The 20556-nt window shown below is 57.6% G+C and carries 18 protein-coding genes and 1 pseudogene; 6 read left to right on the top strand and 13 right to left on the bottom strand.

Annotated elements, in window-relative coordinates:
- Window positions 1-87: 87 nt before the first annotated feature.
- From E8M78_RS00090 to E8M78_RS00070, 5 genes are all read right to left on the bottom strand, one after another.
- On the bottom strand, window positions 88-1101 hold the full coding sequence (locus E8M78_RS00090; protein ID WP_137133123.1) for a LacI family DNA-binding transcriptional regulator: 1014 nt from the start codon (window positions 1099-1101) through the stop codon (window positions 88-90).
- A 91-nt stretch (window positions 1102-1192) separates the two neighbouring features.
- Window positions 1193-1525, bottom strand: coding sequence for a hypothetical protein (locus tag E8M78_RS00085; protein ID WP_062556980.1), 333 nt, complete (start codon window positions 1523-1525; stop codon window positions 1193-1195).
- Window positions 1522-2409 (bottom strand): NAD(P)-dependent oxidoreductase, encoded by an 888-nt coding sequence (locus tag E8M78_RS00080; RefSeq protein WP_170973273.1) that lies wholly within the window; start codon window positions 2407-2409, stop codon window positions 1522-1524. The genes E8M78_RS00085 and E8M78_RS00080 overlap by 4 nt, the downstream gene beginning before the upstream one ends.
- Before the next feature lie 2 nt (window positions 2410-2411).
- A complete protein-coding gene (locus tag E8M78_RS00075) occupies window positions 2412-2915 on the bottom strand; it encodes a gluconokinase (protein ID WP_137133121.1) in 504 nt (167 codons plus the stop codon).
- The gene (locus E8M78_RS00070) at window positions 2915-3673 is read right to left on the bottom strand and encodes an SDR family oxidoreductase (protein ID WP_137133120.1); all 759 of its coding nucleotides are present in this window, start codon (window positions 3671-3673) and stop codon (window positions 2915-2917) included. Before E8M78_RS00070 ends, E8M78_RS00075 begins: the two co-directional genes overlap by 1 nt.
- A 98-nt stretch (window positions 3674-3771) precedes the next feature.
- Between E8M78_RS00070 and E8M78_RS00065 the strand changes: the two genes are divergently transcribed.
- From E8M78_RS00065 to E8M78_RS00050, 4 genes are all read left to right on the top strand, one after another.
- Window positions 3772-4719 (top strand): 2-hydroxyacid dehydrogenase, encoded by a 948-nt coding sequence (locus E8M78_RS00065; RefSeq protein ID WP_137133119.1) that lies wholly within the window; start codon window positions 3772-3774, stop codon window positions 4717-4719.
- Window positions 4720-4731: 12 nt separating this feature from the next.
- On the top strand, window positions 4732-5763 hold the full coding sequence (locus E8M78_RS00060; protein ID WP_137133118.1) for an L-idonate 5-dehydrogenase: 1032 nt from the start codon (window positions 4732-4734) through the stop codon (window positions 5761-5763).
- A 35-nt stretch (window positions 5764-5798) separates the two neighbouring features.
- A complete protein-coding gene (locus E8M78_RS00055; protein ID WP_137133117.1) occupies window positions 5799-6689 on the top strand; it encodes an SMP-30/gluconolactonase/LRE family protein in 891 nt (296 codons plus the stop codon).
- A gap of 129 nt (window positions 6690-6818) precedes the next feature.
- Window positions 6819-7859 (top strand): glycoside hydrolase family 5 protein, encoded by a 1041-nt coding sequence (locus E8M78_RS00050; RefSeq protein WP_246658159.1) that lies wholly within the window; start codon window positions 6819-6821, stop codon window positions 7857-7859.
- A 19-nt stretch (window positions 7860-7878) separates the two neighbouring features.
- On the opposite strand, the gene bcsN is transcribed toward E8M78_RS00050, so the two are convergent.
- The 4 genes from bcsN to bcsA are packed head-to-tail and all read right to left on the bottom strand — an operon-like array spanning window position 7879 to window position 15212.
- Entirely contained in the window at window positions 7879-8646 is a 768-nt protein-coding gene (bcsN, locus tag E8M78_RS00045; protein ID WP_137133115.1) for a cellulose biosynthesis protein BcsN, read from the bottom strand.
- Window positions 8643-10688 carry a hypothetical protein gene (locus tag E8M78_RS00040; RefSeq protein WP_137133114.1) on the bottom strand — a complete coding sequence of 682 codons (2046 nt, stop codon included), beginning with the start codon at window positions 10686-10688 and terminating at the stop codon, window positions 8643-8645. Before E8M78_RS00040 ends, bcsN begins: the two co-directional genes overlap by 4 nt.
- Window positions 10685-12967: a cellulose biosynthesis cyclic di-GMP-binding regulatory protein BcsB gene (locus E8M78_RS00035; RefSeq protein ID WP_137133113.1), complete on the bottom strand. Its 2283-nt coding sequence runs from the start codon at window positions 12965-12967 to the stop codon at window positions 10685-10687. Before E8M78_RS00035 ends, E8M78_RS00040 begins: the two co-directional genes overlap by 4 nt.
- Entirely contained in the window at window positions 12960-15212 is a 2253-nt protein-coding gene (gene bcsA / locus E8M78_RS00030) for a UDP-forming cellulose synthase catalytic subunit (RefSeq protein WP_137133112.1), read from the bottom strand. The genes E8M78_RS00035 and bcsA overlap by 8 nt, the downstream gene beginning before the upstream one ends.
- A 345-nt stretch (window positions 15213-15557) precedes the next feature.
- Here bcsA and E8M78_RS23205 point away from each other — a divergent pair, with 345 nt between their 5' ends.
- On the top strand, window positions 15558-15722 hold the full coding sequence (locus tag E8M78_RS23205) for a hypothetical protein (RefSeq protein ID WP_170973272.1): 165 nt from the start codon (window positions 15558-15560) through the stop codon (window positions 15720-15722).
- 284 nt (window positions 15723-16006) lie between these two features.
- Window positions 16007-17074, top strand: coding sequence for an HD domain-containing phosphohydrolase (locus E8M78_RS00025; protein WP_137133111.1), 1068 nt, complete (start codon window positions 16007-16009; stop codon window positions 17072-17074).
- Window positions 17075-17097: 23 nt separating this feature from the next.
- Here E8M78_RS00025 and E8M78_RS00020 read toward each other — a convergent pair whose 3' ends face one another.
- The 4 genes and pseudogenes from E8M78_RS00020 to E8M78_RS23505 all read right to left on the bottom strand — a co-directional run.
- Window positions 17098-18093 carry an MDR family oxidoreductase gene (locus tag E8M78_RS00020; protein WP_137133110.1) on the bottom strand — a complete coding sequence of 332 codons (996 nt, stop codon included), beginning with the start codon at window positions 18091-18093 and terminating at the stop codon, window positions 17098-17100.
- 75 nt (window positions 18094-18168) lie between these two features.
- Entirely contained in the window at window positions 18169-19281 is a 1113-nt protein-coding gene (gene ugpC / locus E8M78_RS00015; protein ID WP_137133109.1) for a sn-glycerol-3-phosphate ABC transporter ATP-binding protein UgpC, read from the bottom strand.
- 10 nt (window positions 19282-19291) lie between these two features.
- On the bottom strand, window positions 19292-20344 hold the full coding sequence (locus E8M78_RS00010) for a carbohydrate ABC transporter permease (protein WP_137133108.1): 1053 nt from the start codon (window positions 20342-20344) through the stop codon (window positions 19292-19294).
- Window positions 20344-20556: pseudogene (locus tag E8M78_RS23505) on the bottom strand (hypothetical protein); the annotation flags it as partial. The pseudogene E8M78_RS23505 and the gene E8M78_RS00010, both read right to left, overlap by 1 nt.

The following is a 20556-nucleotide window of genomic DNA, read 5'->3' as shown; positions in this document are numbered from 1 at the left end:
AGCAAAACCGCTTCTAGCGGTTCAAGCGCAGCGTTTCAAACCTCCACCTCTGGTGGAGGTCATGACTTTTTCCGTAGAACATCAAGTTCAGCGGGTGCTTTCGCGAACGATCAGTTGCGGCTCGATGAGCACATCACCTACATTCTGTTTTCCGTCGAGAATGTCCAGAAGCAGAGAGCCGGTCTTGCGCCCGATGTCGCGGGCATGCGCATCGATCGTGGTCAGTGTCGGCACACAAATACTGCCGATCTCATAGTCGCCGAAGCCGCCGATCGAGATGTCTTCCGGCACGCGCAGGCCCCGCCGCTGACATTCGGTCAAGGCACCGAAGGCGGAAAGATCCGACACGCAGATCACGGCTTCAGTATCAGGAAACTGTTCGAGTAGCCGCGCCATGGCATTGGCACCTTCCCGCATGGAGATGGGCGGCGGGCCTGCTGCAATCAGGCGGGACGTATCGAGCCCGTGTTGGCGCATAGCCTCCAGAAACCCCTGCCTGCGGTCGCTGCCGCGCGTATCGCGCCCCACATCGCCGCCAATGAAGGCGATACGGCTATAGTCGCTCCTCACAAGATGATCCACCATCTCACGCACGACGCCCGCATTGGAGAAGCCGACGAAGTGGCCAATTGGTTCGGCTGGAACATCCCAGGTTTCGATGACCGGGATCGGCGCATTCTCCAGCAGCTTGCGGGCACGTGCCGTGTGTTTTCCGCCTGTCACGACTATGGCTTCAGGCTTGCGGCGGAGCAGTTGTTCGATCAGTCGCTCCTCCTCCTGCATGTCGTAATTGGTGTAGCCCAGCAGGATCTGCATGTTGCGGGCGGAGAGCGTTTCGGAGAGCCCGCCCACCGTATCCGCAAAGTTCGCATTGTTGATCGAGGGGATCGTGACGGCCACGAAATCGGTTTTCTGGGATCGCAGGTTCGACGCCGTGGCATCGAACACATAGCCCAGATCTTCCGCAGCCTTTAAGATGGCGTCTCGCGTTTCTTTGCTGATAAGGCTGTCCGTCTTGAACGCACGCGAAACCGTCATCGGCGAAACGCCGGTAACGCGCGCAATGTCCGCCATGGTGGGCGGTTTACGGATCTGGCTCATCAAACGCCTTTGTTATCGATACCATCCAACTAGAGCCTGTTTATTAAACCGGCGCAAGTGGAGGTGGCGGGTAACACCAAAGATCCGTCAATCAAAGCGGAAATTCGTTGGCCAGCGTCACGTGATGATGAATGCGGCCATCGAAGAAACGAGAGAGCACGCTTTCTGTCGCGGCCCGCGCTTCGGTTCGCACAGGACTTGCCAGCGCCTGTTCGACGGCCTCGATGCTGGGATAATTGACGGCGAGGATCATCGGGAACTCCGGCGCGCCATCATCTCGGGCTTCCGCGAAGGACACCCGTACATCAAGTGCACCCGGAAACTGCTTCCACTTCGGCAAGATCTCGTCCATCACAGCCGCGCGAAAGGCTTCCGTCTGGCCGGGCTTTACAGTGCCTTCAAACAAGGCATAGCGTGTAATCATGGCGAAATCTCCCTTTTCGCTCCCTTGAAAAACTCCATCAGCGCTGCCTGATCCTCACCGCCAAGTCCGGCTGCGGTCAGCATGCGGTGTACCTCCGCGCAAACGGCGGTCAGCGGCATGGCGGTGTTTGTCCGGCGGGCAAGATCCTGCGCGCCGTTCAGATCCTTCACCATGTTGTCGATCCGGCCGGTGCGGCGGTAATCCTTCGTGACAAAACGCGGCATATATTCCTGCAGGATGGCGCTATCGGCGCGCCCGCCTTTCAGCGCTTGCGGGATTTTTGCTGCATCGACACCGGCATCCAGCGCCAGCTGCGTGGCCTCTGCGACCGCCAGAAAGTTCAATCCGCACAGCACCTGATTGATGAGCTTCGTTGTCTGTCCCGCACCAACCGGTCCCATATGGGTGTAGTTGGAAGAAACATGCTGCAGAACCTTGTGGGCATCGCGCACATCCTGCTCGCTGCCTCCCGCCATCAGGGTCAACTGACCGATCAAGGCTTTCGGAGCGCCGCCGGAAAGCGGACTATCCACCCAGCGCAAGCCTTTTTCAGCCGCCTCTGCCGCAAGTTCCTTGGTCGCCTCCGGGTCGATGGACGACATGTCGATGATGAGTGTGCCGGGAGCCGCCCCAGCCGCGACACCCTTTTCACCGAAAACCGCCAGCCGCACAATCTTTGGCGCATTGAGGCTGAGGATGACGAAATCCGAAACGGAAGCGGCTTCCGCAGCACTTGCTGCACCTTTCGCGCCGAAGGCCTCAAGTGCGGCAATCTTGACCGGATCGGGATCGAATACCGTCAGTTGCTGACCCGTCTCGGCTAGGCGCTGACCGATCGCCCCACCCATTGCGCCTGCGCCGATCAGGGCGACCCGGTTGCTCATCGTCACTTCCTTCCGATCTTGTTCAGAATGTCCCGGACCACCTCGTTCAGAGGCTGCCCGATATCGGCATCGACAGACATTTCCCCTTCTCCCGGCGGTTCCAGCGTCGCAAACTGATTGTCCAGCAGAGAAGTGGGCATGAAGTGACCGGGGCGATGTTTCATGCGCTCGGCAATCACCTCTTTCGCACCCGTCAGATGAATGAAGAGAACCGGTTCTCCGGCCTTTTCGCGGATCAGGTCGCGGTAGGAGCGCTTGAGAGCGGAGCAGCCGATGAAGATCTCCCCCTCATGGCTGCCCAGCCGTTCGCCCACAGCGGCAAGCCAGGGCCAACGGTCTTTGTCGGTCAGCGGAATGCCCGCGCTCATCATTTCGATGTTGCTTTTGGGGTGAAGGTCATCGCCATCGACATAGGGCGCGCCCGTCTTCTCGGAGAGAGCTGCACCGACCGAAGACTTGCCGGAGCCGGAAACACCCATTATGACGAACTTCTGGATATCCGCCATCAGAGCGACACCGTGATGCCGCCATCCACATAGAGGATGTGGCCGTTGACGAAGGTCGATGCTTCGGATGCCAGGAAAATGCAAGCACCGACCAGTTCTTCCACCTTGCCCCAGCGTCCAGCCGGCGTGCGCTTTTCAAGCCAGCTGGTGAAAGCTGGATCGCTGACTAGCGCGGCGTTCAGCGGTGTGTCGAAATAGCCGGGCGCAATGGCGTTGCATTGCAAGCCGTACTTCGCCCAATCCGTCGCCATGCCCTTGGTCAAGTTGCCCACGGCACCCTTGGTGGCGGTGTAGGGCGCGATGGAGGGGCGGGCCAGCGCCGTTTGTACGCTGGCAATGTTGATGATCTTGCCGCGGCCGCGCTTGATCATGTGGCGGGCAACGGCCTGACCCACATGGAAAACGCTGGAGATATTGGTTTTCAGCAGGCGCTCGAAAGCGTCTTCCGGGAAGTCTTCCAACGGTCCGCGATGCTGCATGCCAGCGTTGTTGACCAGAACATCGATAGCACCATGTTCAGCTTCAAAACGATCGATCGCCTCGCGTGCCGCGCCGTGGTCCGTCACATCGAAATTCAGAACCTGAACCGGCTTTGAGAACCTCTTTGCGGCCTCGGCAAGCTTTGCAGGATCGCGGCCGTTCAACACGAGATCGGCTCCCGCGTCCGCCATTCCCTTTGCCAAGGCAAAGCCTATCCCCTGCGACGAACCCGTGATAAGCGCCCGACGGCCCTTCAGATCAAAAAGTGCAAGCGACATGTTTTCCTCCCTCTTGCATCTCGACAACCGTCATCTTGTGCGTTTATGTTATCGATAACATCAAGTGTCAAGACGATTTTCGTGGAGGAATTTTAGCAATGGCGAAACCGCACATCCTGCAGGTTGGACCCTATCCGCAATGGGACGAGGAGCCTTTAAACGATGCTTTTCAGGTGCACCGCTATTTTGAGGCCGAGGATAAGCATGCCTTTCTTACTCAGGTCGGCCCGCAGGTTCGTGGCATTGCGACTCGCGGAGAGCTGGGCGCAAACAGAGCCATGATCGAGGCCTGCCCGAACCTCGAAGTCATCTCCGTTTATGGTGTGGGTTACGACGCGGTGGATCTGCCGGCCTGCCGTGAGCGCTCTATCCGCGTTACCAATACGCCGGACGTGCTGACCAATGACGTGGCTGATCTGGGCATTGCCATGATGCTGGTGCAATCGCGCGGAATGATTGGCGCAGAAACCTGGGTGAAGGATGGAAGCTGGGCCGCGAAGGGTCTTTATCCGCTCAAGCGCCGCGTCTGGGGCCGCAAGGCGGGTATTCTGGGCCTTGGCCGCATCGGCTTTGAAGTGGCCAAGCGTCTCAAGGGCTTCGACATGGATATTGCCTACAGCGATGTGTCTGCCAAGCCATACGCCGAAGGCATGGAGTTCATCAGCGATCCGGTCGCGTTGGCACAGCGCTCGGATTTTCTGTTCGTCACGCTCGCCGCGTCTGCCGAAACGCGGCACATTGTGGGCAAAGACGTGATTGCCGCTCTCGGTCCAGAGGGTATGCTCATCAACATTTCCCGTGCATCCAACATTGATGAAGAGGCGCTTCTGGAGGCGCTGGAAAGCCGCAAGCTTGGATCTGCAGCGCTGGATGTTTTCGAGGGCGAGCCGAAGCTGAACCCGCGCTTTCTGGCGCTCGATAATGTTCTGTTGCAGCCGCACCATGCATCTGGAACGGTCGAAACCCGCAAGGCCATGGGCCAGCTGGTTCGCGATAACCTGACAGCGCATTTTGATGGACGCGCCCTGCTGACGCCGGTGATCTGAGGAAACAGAACCATGAGAGCAATTGTTGCACACGCGGCGAAGGATCTGCGCATTGAAGAACATCCGGTAACTGCACCGGGGCGCGGCGAAGTGAAGTTGCGGCTGGCCACTGGCGGCGTCTGCGGCAGCGACCTTCACTATTACAATCACGGTGGCTTCGGCACGGTTCGACTGAAGGAGCCGATGATCCTCGGCCACGAAGTTTCCGCCTATGTCGAGGAACTCGGGGAAGGCGTGAGCGGTCTTGAGCTTGGTCAGCTGGTGGCGGTTTCTCCGTCCAGGCCGTGCCATACCTGCCGCTATTGCCAGCAGGGGCTGCATAATCAGTGCCTGAACATGCGGTTCTACGGCAGCGCCATGCCTTTCCCGCACATCCAGGGTGCTTTCCGCGAAAGTCTGGTGGCAGATGCCATTCAGTGCGTTCCCGCCGATGGTCTTTCTGCGGGTGAGGCAGCGATGGCCGAACCGCTGGCTGTCACTTTGCATGCAACGCGACGGGCGGGCGAAATGTTGGGCAAGCGCGTGCTGGTCACCGGTTGCGGCCCGATTGGCTTGCTCTCCATCCTTGCCGCCAGACGCGCCGGTGCTGCGGAAATTGTCGCGACGGATCTTTCCGATTTCACGCTTCAAATGGCGAAAGCCGCCGGCGCCGACCGCACCATCAATACAAAGGAGGAGCCGGAGGCGCTGTCAGCCTATTCTGCGGACAAGGGCACATTCGATGTGCTCTACGAGTGCTCGGGTGCAGCCGTTGCGCTGGCGGGCGGCATTGCGGCCCTTCGTCCCCGCGGGATCATTGTTCAGCTCGGTCTGGGTGGAGATATGAGCCTGCCAATGATGGCAATTACCGCAAAGGAACTGGAACTGCGCGGCTCGTTCCGCTTCCATGAGGAGTTTGCGGTGGGTGTCGGACTGATGCAAAAGGGGCTTATCGACGTGAAGCCGCTGATCACCCACACGGTTGCGCTTGACGACGCAATCTCGGCATTTGAGATAGCTTCCGATAGAAGCAAAGCCATGAAGGCGCAGATCCGATTCTCTTGAGTGAGGCCGGAGGTAGTGGTTGGGAGGGTCAGTTCATGTCGTTTTTCGAGGTCGTCGAACCGGAGTTTTCACGCTTCGTGCTGGGCAACGCGCCGGTAAAGGAGATCGCGACCGGTTTCGACTGGGTGGAGGGGCCGGTGTGGTTTGGGGACCTGAACTGCCTGCTGTTCTCCGATATACCCAACAACCGAATGATGCGCTGGATACCGGGCGTCGGAACCTCTGTGTTCCGCGCGCCGTCCAATTATTCGAACGGCAATACACGAGACCGGGAAGGTCGCCTGATAACCTGCGAGCATCTGACGCGACGGGTGACGCGAACCGAGCGTGACGGCTCCATCACCGTGCTGGCGGATCGCTATCATGGCAAGCGGCTGAATTCACCCAATGATGTGATCGTAGCCTCCGACGGTGCAGTCTGGTTCACTGATCCGCATTACGGCATCGCCATGGATTATGAGGGCGAGAAGTCGGTGCAGGAGCTGCCCTGCCATGTCTATCGCATCGATCCGAGCGGTGAGATCAAAGCGGTTCTGACCGACTTCAACTGCCCGAACGGCCTCGCGTTCAGCCCGGATGAGAAGCAGCTCTATGTGGCAGATACCGGCCGCATGCATTCCGGTGACGCGCAACATATCCGCGCCTTTGATGTCGGGGCGAACTGGTCACTTTCCGGCGGCGGGGTGCTGCACAGCATCAAGCCCGGTTGCGCCGACGGGTTCCGTGTGGATACGGACGGCAATATCTGGTCCTCGGCGGCGGATGGGGTTCAGTGCCTCTCGCCGCAGGGACAACTTCTCGGCAAAATCAAAATTCCGCAGGTCGTCTCGAATGTCTGCTTCGGCGGCAGGCACCGGCATGTGCTGTTCATCACTGCTTCGACAAGCGTTTATTCGGTTGCTCTGAACCGTCGCGGTGTGCTGTGAGGTCGCAACCGTATGAACAATTTGTTGACCATACAACGCTCCGATAGCGTTTGCGATCCGGCTATCATTGCGAGCATTCAGGGATTAGGCCAGTTTGCCTGACATGCAATGGGACAAGGATCAGAGCAGATGCGGGTTCGGGCGGCAATCGCTGGCTTACTGGCTTTTTTGGTGGCGGCACCCGAGACCCTGGCGGCTGGAACCTGCCTTCACGGCATCAATCTGGCCGGTGCCGAGTTCGGCCCGGTCGATGGTCTGCATGGTCAGGCCTATGCCTATCCGAGCCAGCAGACGATCAGTTATTTCGCAGAGAAAGGTTTTACGTCCGTTCGCTTGCCGTTTTTGTGGGAGCGTCTTCAGCCGAAACTTGACGCTCCGTTCGATCAGGCCGAGCTCGATCGCCTGACCGAAACGGTATCCTCCATGCGGGCGCTTGGTCTGAAGGTCGTGCTCGATCCGCATAACTACGCGCGCTATCGCGGGCAACTCATTGGTTCCAAGGCTGTGCCGGTCTCCAGTTTCGTGGATTTCTGGGTACGGCTGTCAGCTGTTTTCAAGTCGGATCCATCGGTGATTTTCGCGCTGATGAACGAACCGCACGGGATCTCGGCAAAGGACTGGGTGGATGCCGCCAATGCCGCCACGTCCGCCATTCGTAAGAATGCTGCGCTGAATCTCATTCTTGTTCCTGGCACGGCCTGGACCGGTGCCCATAGTTGGTTTGGTGATTGGTATGGCGGCGCCAATGCCGAGGCTCTTGGCCGTTTCCGGGACCCTGCCAACCGCAGCGCCATCGAAATTCACCAGTACTCGGACAAGGATTTTTCCGGCACCAACCGTGATTGTTCCCGCGGCGCGGAGGCTGTCGCTGCCGTGGCGAAGCTTTCCCAATGGCTGAGGGATAACGGCAAAAGAGGCTTTCTGGGAGAGTTCGGGGTTCCTGCCGATTCCGCCTGCATTGCATCCGCGAAGGAAATGGTCTCCACGGTCGAGAAAAATGCGGATGTCTGGCTTGGCTGGGCCTATTGGGCAGCAGGCGACTGGTGGCCTGAAGATGAAATGCTGAACATCCAGCCGCGCGGCGGTAGAGACCGGCCTCAGTTTGCTGCACTGGCTGAGGCTTTGAATGGTCCGATCGATACAAAGGCCTGCGTCGGCCTCCTCAAATAGAAGGGTCTTCCATCGTAAATCATGATGCGGGCAGTGGCACCACTGCCGCCGCTGGCGTGGTCTTGGCTGTCTCTTCGCGTTTCTGGACGCCTGAGACATCATGGATGTGCTTCACCGTCGGCAACTGTCGTTCCTGCAGGATAGAATCTGGTTGACCGGACGCAACCGGTGGCCCAGTCATTCCGCCCGTGGTCACCATACCGGTCGAAAACCCGCTCAGCAGATTGGCAAGTTGTGCCATATCCATGTTCCGATCGCAGTAGCGAAGACGGACCTTGGCGCTTGTGTCCTTCGCCGAGCCTGACCAGATCTTGACCTGCTGCCATGCATAGATACAGCGCTCACCCTTCTCCGATGTACCCGAGGCTGTGCCATACGGCCCAAAAGCATTGATGCGAATAATCGGATCCACGGTCATGCGGATATCCGGAAGTGCTTGAGCCATCTCTGTCTGGAGCGCTGCGGCGGATGGAGCGCGAGAAAGACGTAGATTGGCGTTTGCGCTGCGTTCTATGATCAGCATGTTTTCGCCCGGTAAACTGGATGTGGCTGGATAGACGATCTGCTGAATTTCGCTCCCCTCCGCCGAAAGTACACGGATGCTGATTGGGCTCTGTCCAAGTGTGGTAAGCTGGGCCCAAGCCATGTGAAGCGGCACTTCGCGGTTGAGAGAAGGTGCCGCGCCGACCGTGCTTGATGTTACCTGATGATCGAGCCAGGCATCGGACGTGGTGCTGCATGCGCTCAACATTGCGAGCGCGAGGAGGACAACAGGAAAAGATTTCATCGCCATAGTCCCATGCGTTCTTCGATGGCCGTTATTCCGCGGGTATTGCCTGCGTCGCGAACCACCTGATTGAGGGCGGTAAAGATTGCCTTTGACTGGGTGAGGTTGCCCAAATGATAGTGAGACCATGCGCGCATTTGCGTCATGCCGACTGCTTCCGGAGCAAGCTGCAGACGCATATCGAGGCTTGCGATCACCTCGGCGTAACGTTTTTGGTCGAAGGCTATGCGCGCCTTCTGCCACAGCAGTTCGGACCGCAATTCACGCTCGCGTGCCGGGGAAAAACCACCCCGCACCAGCAGTGTTTCGGCATCGGCAGTCAGTCTTGCCCGCAGCAAGGTCAGTCCGAGACCATACAGTGCATCATCGCCTTTGCCGCCACCGCCGCGCACCGCTGTTTCGAAGGCAGACCGTGCCTCGGAAATCCGGTTGAGTGAGAGGCTGCACCAGCCACGGATCAGTTCGGCATTCGCATCCAGCCGCCCGGAAGCCGCCTTCTTCGAAAGATCGGCAAGGCAGTCTCCATATCGACGGGCCTTGAAGCTTACGAGATACTGCGGCTGTCCCTGGTCGGATGGAGTGGCAACGGTCTGCCCCTTTTGTCCTGTCGGCGCCCGTGCAGCTTTCAGGTCCGCGAAGACCGCACGATAGTCGCCACCAAACCGCGCCTCAAGGTCACCAAAGGTCGTTTTGTCCTTTCGTTGAAGGCTGACAAGCAATTGGCCTTTCAAAGCGGCTGCTGACGGCTTCCACTCGAAAGACTTGCGGAACCAGGCCTGAGCGGATTCGAACTGCAGCCCATTATAGGCATACCAGCCGAGCAGTTCTGCATGCTCCGGCGATTGAGCGGCCTGGATTGCATTCGCGAAAGCTTCCACCGCTTTCGGATCGGGGTTCTTGTCGCTTTTCTCTGTGAACGCCACAGCAAGCGCAGGCAGGAAGCTTTCCCAATCCTGCGATGCGAGCGCAAGATTATCGCTGACGACCTGGAAGGCCTCCGCTCGTTTTTCGTCTTGCAAAAGCGTCAGGCTCAGGCCCTTCAAAGCTTCGGAAGAGGGAGCGGAGGCAAGTGCGCGCCGGAACCAGGTTTCGGCTTCCTTGCGCTGCGCGACCTTGAGATAGTACCAGCCAAGAAGGATCTGGTCCTTGTTGCCCGTCTTCTCGTCAGCGGAACGCCGCAGGGCAACCAGCATTGCAGGCAGTGGCTCGGTCGCACCTTCGATACCGGCCACATAATCCGCCAGCTCGCGGCGCATGAGATCGAGCTCCAGGCTCTTGCTTCGTGTAGCGATGGTAGGCGAAACGGATAGCTGGCGGATGACCTGACGCAGTTCCGTTGCCGGAAAATCGCGGGCCGCCTTCTGCAACGTGGTGATCAGCACATCATCGCTCAGACGCCGTTCTCCTTCGCGAAAGAGGATGCCCTGGTAGATAAGGCTTGCCTGATCCAGCATGCCATTGCGGCTATAGGCATCCACCAGCATCCAGAGAAGATCGGCTTCTGTTTCGCTTTTTGGATCAAGGTCATGACCGGCCGCGATCACAGAGGCCCAGTCCTCTGCCTTCGTCGCCCGCACCATCTCGAAGCGTTGTTTGCGCCTATTGAGCTTCTGCTGGAAGTCGGAGGACGGCTCCCAGCCGGTATTCTCGCTTGCGAGGCGGCTGATTTCGTTGTCGATGCCAACGTAATCGTCTTTTTCGTAAAGCCGCCAAAGAACGGTTTCATCGACCTTTCTCTCCTCCACAGGCTGGAAGAGATCACCCGGCACTGCGAAGTCCGGATACTTGATGCTGATGCGGCGGATCTCGCGATCCACACGCTCTTTCTGGCCCTGCTGCGCATAGTAATAGAGCGCCGCCAGCTCAACCGGGTCCGGCGAAGGCCTCGGCTTCGCCAATTGCGGCTTTCGGGCGATTGCATCCGGCATGGGCTGCGCCTGTTCGGCAGGCAGCAGGCTGGAGGCGCTGCTTTCGTGGAAGCTGCCGGTTAGAATGAGAACTGTGCAGGTTGCGGACCTGAGCAGGTTGAGCCTGTTGTTCATTCGACGCTCCTCACACCCTTGCGTGGCACGATATAGCCCAGCCAGAGACCGATCAGGCTGACCAGGATGACGACGGTGAAGGCATAGAGGGCAATGTGGTCGGACAGCCAGGCGGCGGCCAGTCGGCGCAGATTTGCAAAGCTCCTATCTGCGAGTGGATAGAAACTGTAGGCGCCCGCAGGTGTCGAAATGACTTCGCCCGTGGATCGTAGAACGGTGGCAGACCCTCCGTTCAATTTCGACCATGCCGCAGGATCGGTCAGATGATCGATAGCCTTGGATAGCTCGGCATCGGTTGCGGCGCTGACGGTCGTTACAACGGAGGTTCCTGTTTCACTTTGAACCTGCGATAGTGTCGCGAGCACCTCGGAGCTTCTGATGGGTGCAGGATCACTCTCCGCTTCACGATATTGCAGCCAACGGCCGACGACATTGATTGCGCGTTGAAAGCCGGTAATCAGATTTTCGGTAATACCTGGTTCATCCCGATCCTGAGATGTTCGTGCCTGAAACGCATCCAGAAGAGCGCGTGGATCGGAGGGTTCAGCGACCGTGTTTCCATGACCTAATACCGATGCGGTTGTCAGATCATCCAATGAAGGTGCCGTCAGCCGCGCGGATTTGAGCAGGCTCTGTCCTTGAGCCGTGGCGAGGACCAATCGATTACGGTCTGGCGTTGCGCTCCGGGCTTCCTGATCCGAGATGAGGTTCGCTGCCATGGGCTGGCCTGCACTGACCGCCAATCGTGATATCAGCGTTGCTGCGGCACCCAGCTGAACACTGGACGGTGCCGAAACCAGAAGATCGAGCTTTTCCGTGCGACTGAAAGGATAGGCCTTTCCGGCAAAAGCCGCCAGATCCGGCACGCGGCCTGCGCGCGCTAAGGCAGGCACCGAAATGCTTGTTTCTTCCAGAAGCAGGAATCTCGGCTTGCTTTCATCACGGGCGGCGGGATCGCAGACCGTGTCCTCTTCCTTTGGCAGTTCTGCCAGAATATCCACCGTGTTAATGCCCGGACGGAAGGCCCGAAGCGGAATATCTAGCGTCTTGTCCTTCAGGATCGTGCCGTTCGGGTCGATGAGGCCATGGCTTGTTACCGCCTTCTCGTTGACGCGGACGACAAGCTGCGCGCCTGGCGCCAATTTCGGTGCGGTTGCGGCATTGAGCTTCAGGGTCATCGCGCCATAGTCGCCAGGGTAGAAGTCGGCGGGCATGACGGTCTGGAAGCTGGTGCGGAAAAGGCGCCCGGCAAAGGGCTCTGCGCGATAGGCGAGGTCAGACAGTCGATACGTGCCTGGCTGATCGGCATTCAGAACACCCAGCTCTGCAGACAGGTGGCGACTGTCCAGAACGAGTTTCAAGGGGCCATGCAAGGCTTGGAGCAGTGCGGCGTTGATGGCCTGCTCGCCAGCACCACGAATGATCATCTGCACACGCCCGGCTCCGGATGATCGGATCGAGACGCCAGTCGGTGCCGCAGACAGTAGACGCTGACCTTCCTCGCTTTGCCAGTTTGAATTGACATCGCCAATAATGAGATCGATGCCAGGCTCATCTTTCGTCGCGGCGGTGAACTCGACCGAGAGGTCCTTGCGCCCGAGCAAGAGAGCGAGTGTCTGAACGGCATCGAGCGAATACCGGGCACCAGCCTTGATGTCGCCAGCCGTCAGCACCCTTACCCTGGTCCGGCCATCGCTATTGCGACCGACGGACATCAGCACCGCTGCCGGATCTTGAGGACGGCTTGCGACAGGCAGGAAGCCACTGTCCGAAACGTCGATCTGCGTCCACAGTTCGTAGGTCGCATCAATGGAACAATCGACCCGATGATGCTGCTGCGCGGCGAGGGTAACGGTGTTCCAACCGGGTTTTAGTACGGTTGTCTCCGCCTTCACATCCATGACCCCTGGGCCTTGCGGGGAGCGGATCGGAAACTGCTGACCGGCATGACCATTGAACGAAACGTGCAGCGTCGCGTCCTCCGGTCGGACCGATACGGCGTTGGTATAGGTTAGCCGCAGGCTGCCACCTTGCTGCGCTTGCTCCGGGCTCAGGAAGAACGACAGATATCTGACATCCCGTTCACCCTGAAGACGACTTTCGAAAAAGGATTCCCGAAAGAGTATCAGCCCCGCAGGATCGGATGGCGCAATTGCATTGACTGCATTCTCGTTCGTAAGGTCCGGCTTCGCAGGGGAGGGCAACAAGGAGGGGGCCGCCTGGCTGCCGGATGCGATGCTGAACAAGGCGATTGCAATGATGCTGGAAAGCTTAAGCATAAGTCGCCTCCTTCACCGATCCCGGATCGAAGCCCGCATGTGATCCGCTCCTGGCGCGGTTGTTCGCTGGAACAAGCAGCAATTCAGCATCTGGATGAGAGGTCTGCTGTGTCTCTCTTACGAGGCCTGCAGCATAGATGAGGGCGCGCATGCACTCCCGCACAGACCAGAGAGAAAAGCGGAGGGTGCCGATAAAGAAGCCGATTGGCTTCTGACGCAGATTGATCCGGTCCTGCAGGAAGGACTGTTCAGAATACATGATTTCGGCAATCAGGCTGAATGTTTCCGGGTCGCGCTGGACAAAGGCGAAGCCGAAGCTCCTATCTGGGCCGCCTCGTGCGACCCGGCAGACGATGTCCTTGCGCAACGCCTTGCCATTGCGACGAAGCTCGAGGCTGCAAACCTCGCCTTCGTCAACTGCCTTCGCAGGATTATCGATGAACTCTACCGCAACGCCGCCGCTGGAAACATTCGTCAGAATGACGGTGTGGACAACGCTGCCAATATGAAGAAGCGCATGCCGACGCACGCTGAGGCGCTGATTGCGTCGGCGTTCGCGCCGCTCTGCAACGACCCCGAGGGCCGCGCCTGCCAGACCCATATTGATGAGATTCCAGCCGATGACGATCAGCAGGAGTTCTGACGGCATAGGCTCGCTCAGATAGCGCCAGATTGCATAGGCTGATGCTGTTGCCAAAAGTAGGAAGATGGCAAAGTAAGGCAAAGCGATCGGTGAAAGCTTGCTGGTTTCAAGCGTTTGGCCTTTCGCTGTCACGTTGAAGGTCGGTTTGCGCGGATTGCGAACGACGCTGAAGATGGCGCCGAGCAGCATCACTGCCTGAACATACTCATAAAGTTCCGACACCCAAGGCCAGCGAACTTTGCCGAACAGGTAATTCTGCATCGCAAAGGAGGAGATCAGATAGGTGAGTGTGTAGCAGACGAATTCAACAATATTCGCCTGGAAGATCTGAAGTGAGAAGAAGATGTAGAGGAGCGGCGCAACCATGAAGGTGAGGCGCGTCAGCGGGAACAGCCAGAAAAGGTTGGTGCCGGCGTAACAAACGCGCTGTGCAAAGGTGAGACCGCGCTGGAGAAAAGGGCGGTTCAGGATCAGGATCTGCAACATGCCTTGAGCCCAGCGGACCCGCTGGCCGATGAAGGAAACCAGCGTTTCTGGCTGCAAGCCTGCAATCAGGGGCTTGTCGACGTACACACTGTGCCATCCGCGGCAGTGAAGTGCGAGTGCGCTTTCGCAATCCTCCGTGATGGATTGGCCCTGAAAGCCGTTTGTTTCCTCAAGAGCTGCGCGACGCAGAACGGCTGCGGAACCACAAAAGAATGAGGCATTCCACTTGTCGAGGCCGCGCTGGACGATGGAATAGAACATCTCGTTTTCTGACGGCATCTGTCGGAACGTATCGAGGTTCTTTTCAAGCGGATCGGGGTTCAGGAAAAAATGCGGGGTCTGGACAAGGAAGAGGCGGTCATCGGCTGCGAAGTAACCCACTGTCTCGCTGAGGAATTCTCGCACCGGCGCGTGATCGGCATCAAAAACCACCACGAGGTCGCTGCTCGAGATTTTCAGTCCGGCATTGAGATTGCCGGCCTTTGCATGCGTGTTTTCCGCGCGGGCATGGTAGCGAACGCCGAGGGCGGCACACAGTGTCTGTAATTCTTCCCGCCGACGCTGTGCCGAATGAGCGACAACCGGATCCCGGTGTCCGCATTTTGCATCGGTGCCACCATCATCCAGCAGATAGACGGTCAATTTGCTTGCCGGATAGTTCATGTTCTTTGCTGCTGCGAGCGTCAGCGCAAGCAAATCCGGTGCTTCGTTATACGATGGCACGAAGACATCCACCGTTGGCAGGTCGGCTGCAGCCTGCGCATCTGGTGCGGCTCGCTTCAGCGGATCGGCCACGATGAAGAAGTTGATGGCCAGCATGACCAGGCAGTACATTTCGGCAATGTAAAGCAGGAGGCCCGGAATGAAATTCAGGAGATCTGACGAATCCGGCAGCGTATCCGTCGTGCGCCAATAGGCATAGCGCAGCGCGATAACGCTTGCATACACGAAGGTCATCAGACGAAGGGTCTTGTTCTCCGGTCGCTGCATGGACAAAAGCATCAAACCGAGGATCGTGAGGCTCAACACGAGTTGAGCCTGAAGGCTCATAGGGAGCCAGAGTAGGAATAGACTGCTTGTGCCTGCAATGATTGCAAGCAGAGAGACGTACTTCATGACGCCATCAACCCCATTTGTCACCGCCCGGGCGCTCATTGCCAAGGGTCCCGTTTCGAGACATTTCGAGGTCTAGGGTTGAGATGTTAGAAAAGTGCTAATGGTTGCGAGCACCGCAATAGGCAGTTCGTTACCAAAGATAGGGTTTAAGAATCATGTTAAGTATCTGAAATTATTTCAGAAAAGACTCTGATTTTGAGCGGGCGGCTGGCTTTGCTGAATCAGTGTCGTCTAATTCAAATTCGCCATCAGTGTTAAGATATTCCTAACTCCAGGGCATTTTGGTCGTCTGGAACAACAGAGCATACTTGTCCGTTAATTGGCTAGCAACAATGGAGGCCAGATATGGACAAGTCTTCTTCACCCGCTGCCCGCGAAGCGGCGAAAGAACGGAATGCGAAGGAGGAAGCTCACGGCGTAATTTCTGCCGGTAACGACGCTCATCAGCGCGAAAATGCAGGCGAGCCGAAAGCGGAAGAAGTTCGCGGATCCCGGCAAGAGAAGCGATGAAGCGTGTGAGATGGCGCCTTTAACGTGCGCCATTCTTGCACCCGTAACTTTTAGTCGTCATCCTTGCCAAGTCTGGCTGTGCAAATGCTCAGTAACAACAGATTTGGAACGGCCCAAATCATATCTTTGAAGCAAGCAATAACCCTCAGGAAGTTGCATGCTTCTATTCATTCTTTATTAGGAAACCGTCTATCTACTGTTCCGCAAGTGAGATCGAACGAGCTCTCGGGATTGACGAGGCCGAACCCGGCGACCGGGGGACCTCGAACGATAAACGGCGGAACATGCGCATCTTTTTGGTTGACGATAGCCGCTCCATGATCGCGGCAATGCAGCAAGCGATTGCGTCTTTGGATAATGTCGAGGTCACCGCATTTCTAGATCCCACGAAAGCTCTGCAAAGTCTTGCCGATGGAAAGCCCGATCTCCTTCTGGTCGATTACTCGATGCCTGGCATGAGTGGTATCGACGTTATCCGTGAAGTGCGAGCGACGCCGGAAACCGCTTCGGTTCCGGTTATCATGGTAACGTCAAACACTGAAACTGGCCTAAAGATGGCTGCCATGGAGGCGGGCGCGACCGAGTTCCTCAGTAAGCCATTCGATCAATCCGAATTGAAGATCCGCGTGTCCAATCTCCTGTGTGTCCGCGCCGAGCAACGCAAACTGGCTCTCCAGGCGCAAGAACTTCAACGCAAGTTTGAAGAGGCCATGGCCCGCGTGGAGCGTCGAGAGGAAGAGATCATCTGGCGTCTTTCTCGCGCCATTGGCTGTCGGGACGGCGAGACAGGACAGCATCTGGACCGCGTGGCGGTGATCGCGCGCATGATCGCCGAGGAACTCGGCTTTGATGAGAGACAGGCCAGAGAAATCTTCCTTGCCTCCCCGCTGCATGATGTCGGCAAACTGGCTGTCAAGGATGCAATTCTGCTCAAGCCCGGCCGTTTGACACCAGGTGAATTTGCCGAAATGAAGAAGCACACGGCATTCGGCCAGGAGATTTTGAAGAATAGCTCCAGCGATCTGATCAGGACGGCAGAACGCATTGCAGCGAGCCATCACGAGAAATGGGATGGTAGCGGTTATCCCCATGGGCTGAAGGGTACCGACATTCCGATCGAGGCAAGGATCGTCGCTGTTGCGGATGTCTTCGATGCCCTTTGTTCTGAACGACCCTACAAGGAGGCCTGGCCCCTGCAGAAGGCGCTTCAGGAAATCATGAACAACAGCGGCAGGCACTTTGATCCCTCCTGCGTTGCGGCTTTTGCGCGGCGCTGGGCACAGATTCGCGAACTGTTTCAGCAGGAAGACCAAAGTTCTGGCGACGAGATGAAGACGGCCAGGATCGCCTGACCGAATTTTGCTAAATCGCTAAGTTATCGGGTAACGTTGACGACGACGCGTCCCTGTATGCGCCCTGATACGATATCGCGCGCCAATTGCGGCAGAGCCGACATGGGTTCGACCCTCGTCATCCTGGCAAGATGCGCATGATCAAGGTGGTCCGCCAAGGTTTTCCAGGCTCGCGCACGCTTTGGCATGGCTGTCATCACGGAATCGATGCCGATCAAGGTGACTGCTCGCAGAATATGCGGCATGACTGTCGCCGGAAGGTCTGCACCCCCAGCCAGACCGCAGGCGGCGACCGCCCCACCGTAGACGGTTTGTGAGAGGATGTTTGCCAGAGTAACAGAACCAACCGTATCGACCGCGCCGGTCCAGCGTTCCTTCTGTAACGGCCCACCCTTTTCGCCAAGTGTCGCTCTATCGATGATCTGCGAAGCCCCAAGATATCTGAGATAGGCGTGCGTTTCCGGCCTGGCAGTTGAAGCCGTGACGCGGTAACCTTTGGCAGCCAGCAGGCTGATTGCGACCGAGCCGACACCGCCCGCAGCCCCCGTGACCAGAACCTCGCCCTCCCCGGGGGTGATCACGCCCCAATCTTCGAGCGCATTGACACAGAGGGCCGCAGTGTATCCGGCCGTGCCGATGGCCATCGCCTCTTCAAAGCTGAAGGCCTCTGGAAGTGGCATCAGCCATTCAGGTTTCAGCCGTTGGTATCGCGTATAGCCACCGGATTCGGTTTCGCTCAGTCCCCAGCCGTTTACCATAACTTTGTCACCCGCTTTCCATGCAGGGGAGCGCGATTCAATGACGGTACCTGCCAGATCCAGACCTGCAATAAGCGGCGTGCGACGCGCGATGCGCCCCTTGCCCGTAATTGCGAGACCGTCTTTGTAGTTGACGGTCGAACAGGCAATCTCGACCAGAACGTCGTAATCCGGCAGGTCAGCCGTTGTGATCTCGCGAAATCCGGCTATCGGCTTTCCGTCAACCAGATCAATGACCATGGCGTTGAATCGATCTGTCATATTGTCTCCTCCTCGCATTGCTAAAGCAGACAATATGCAGAGAAGCAGCCGACTGACAAACGAAGCTTTCGTTCCTCAGACAAAGGTCGGGGAGTAGCCTTTTTCCGTCTGAACGGTTGCGATCCGCAGGCCGCTCTGGTCGAATAGATGCAAGGGAGCATTGGCGTAGGACAGATAGATCGTATCGCCTGTAGAAATGCGCCGTTGGCCTGGCACAATTGCCAACAGCTTGGTCCCGAAGGCCGAAGCGTGGATGACCGTTTCTGAGCCCAGTGCCTCAACCAGTTTCACCTGCGCCGCAAATCCCGATTGATCATCCGACAGTGAGATGTGTTGGGGGCGAAGACCAACAGTAACCGGCGCGCCGGGAGCGATACTTTCAACGTGTTGAGGAAGATGGAGCACATCACCTTGCGCTGTGTGCAGCATCTGGGTGCCGTTGGGGCTTTCCAGGGTACCTTCAACAAAGTTCATGTGTGGTGCACCGATGAAGCCCGCCACAAATCGGTTCGCCGGCTGATTATAGAGATCGAGCGGCGTTCCAACCTGCTCGATGCGTCCCGCGCGCATGACCACGATTCGGTTTGCGAGTGTCATCGCCTCTACCTGATCATGGGTAACATAGATCATCGTCGATTTGAGGCGGGCATGAAGCGCTGCAATTTCCGCACGGGTCGAGACGCGCAGTTCGGCATCAAGGTTGGAGAGAGGCTCGTCGAGCAGGAAGGCCGTTGGACGACGCACAATGGCCCGACCGATGGCAACGCGTTGGCGCTGTCCGCCGGAGAGCTGGCCCGGACGGCGGTCCATATATTGTTCAATTTCCAGCATTCGGGCTGCTTCACCGATGCGTTGCGTGATCTCGACCTTGGGCATGCCTGCGTTTTCCAGACCGAAAGCAAGGTTCTGGCGCACTGTCATATGCGGATAAAGCGCATAGGACTGGAACACCATAGCAAGCCCGCGATCTGCCGCCGATACGTCGTTGACGCGTTCGCCATTGATGGAGAGATCCCCGCCCGTGACCTTCTCCAGCCCTGCTATGACCCGCAAAAGTGTGGACTTTCCACATCCGGATGGACCTACGAAAACGATGAACTCACCTTCGGCAATCGCAAGATTGATGTCGTGGAGGACATTCACGGCGCCATAGGACTTCTGGATGTTCGTGAGAGTGATGCTACCCATTTTGATAATCCTATTTCAGTCCGGAGCCGGCGATGCCGGTGGTAATGAAGCGCTGGAGGAAGATGAAGACAACGACGACGGGGATCATCGTGACAACCGTCATGGCCAGAATGTAATGCCACTGCACATTCAGCTCTCCCGCATAGATGCTGAGGCCAACCTGCAGCGTGTAGAGCTCGCGCCTTGACAGCACGATGAGCGGCCAGAGAAAGTCGTTCCAGCGCCAGACCACTGAGAAAATGGCGAGAACTGCAAGAGCCGGGGCTGTCAGCGGCACGATGATGCGCCAGTAGATCTGCCATTCGGAAGCCTTGTCCATGCGGGCAGCATCGATGAGTTCATCGGGTATCGTCAGCATATATTGTCTCAGGATGAAGACGCCTGTCGGCGTTGCTACGGTCGGCAAAATGACGCCCCAAAGGCTGTTGAACAGACCAACCGTCGAGATGATCGAATAGAGTGGAACGAGGATGACGGACAACGGCACCATCAGCGTGGCGAGGATCGTCAGCATGGCCAGATTACGGCCTTTAAACTCGTATTTCGAGAGCGCGAAAGCAGCCATGGAATTGACGACGAGCGTGATCAAGGTCGCCGTGACGGTTACGAAGACCGAGTTCCAAAGGTAGCGGAAGAAATCGAACTGCATGAACGGCTGCGTATAGTTTTCCGTGGCGAAGGAAACTTCACGTACCGGCTGACGATCACCGATATTCACCTTGATGATTTCGCCTGGGGCCTTCGGGTCGACCATCTGGCTGACAATGCCGATGCGCCGGACTTCCGCCAGAACCCGCGTCGAGCCATCCGGCATCTTCGCGTTGTAAAGCATTAGCGGCTTTTCATAGCCTTCGACCTTCACCTGCTGTGTAACATAGGGAAGAATGCTGGGCGGGAATTCCGCAAGCCCTTGCGGCGTCTTGAAAGAGGAAAAGGCAAGCCAGACGGCAGGACCGAACATGATAAACAGGCCACCGATCAACCAAACCCAGGTTACGATATCGGTCCAGTGCCAGCCCTTGCCACCTTTGCGGCGCGTAAGAAAGCGGATCGCGGCGCTCATCAGCGTTTCCCCTTGTTTTCATTCTTGCGGCCAATGCCGAGTTGCACGAGTGTCAGCACGACCAGAACAAGCCCCATGAGGATGGATGCGGCCGCGGCGAGGCCTGCGTTGCGGGGCTGCGAGACGAAACCGGTTTCATAAATAGTCCTCCCTGAACAACTCGGAAGCCGTTGATTTTGTGCGGTGTGATGGTGCTGGCAAAGTATTGGTTT

It is taken from the genome of Rhizobium sp. FKY42 (assembly GCF_005222835.1).
Lineage (GTDB): Bacteria > Pseudomonadota > Alphaproteobacteria > Rhizobiales > Rhizobiaceae > Neorhizobium.
Note: the sequence above shows the minus strand (reverse complement) of the source record. Positions and strands in the feature narration are given on the sequence as shown.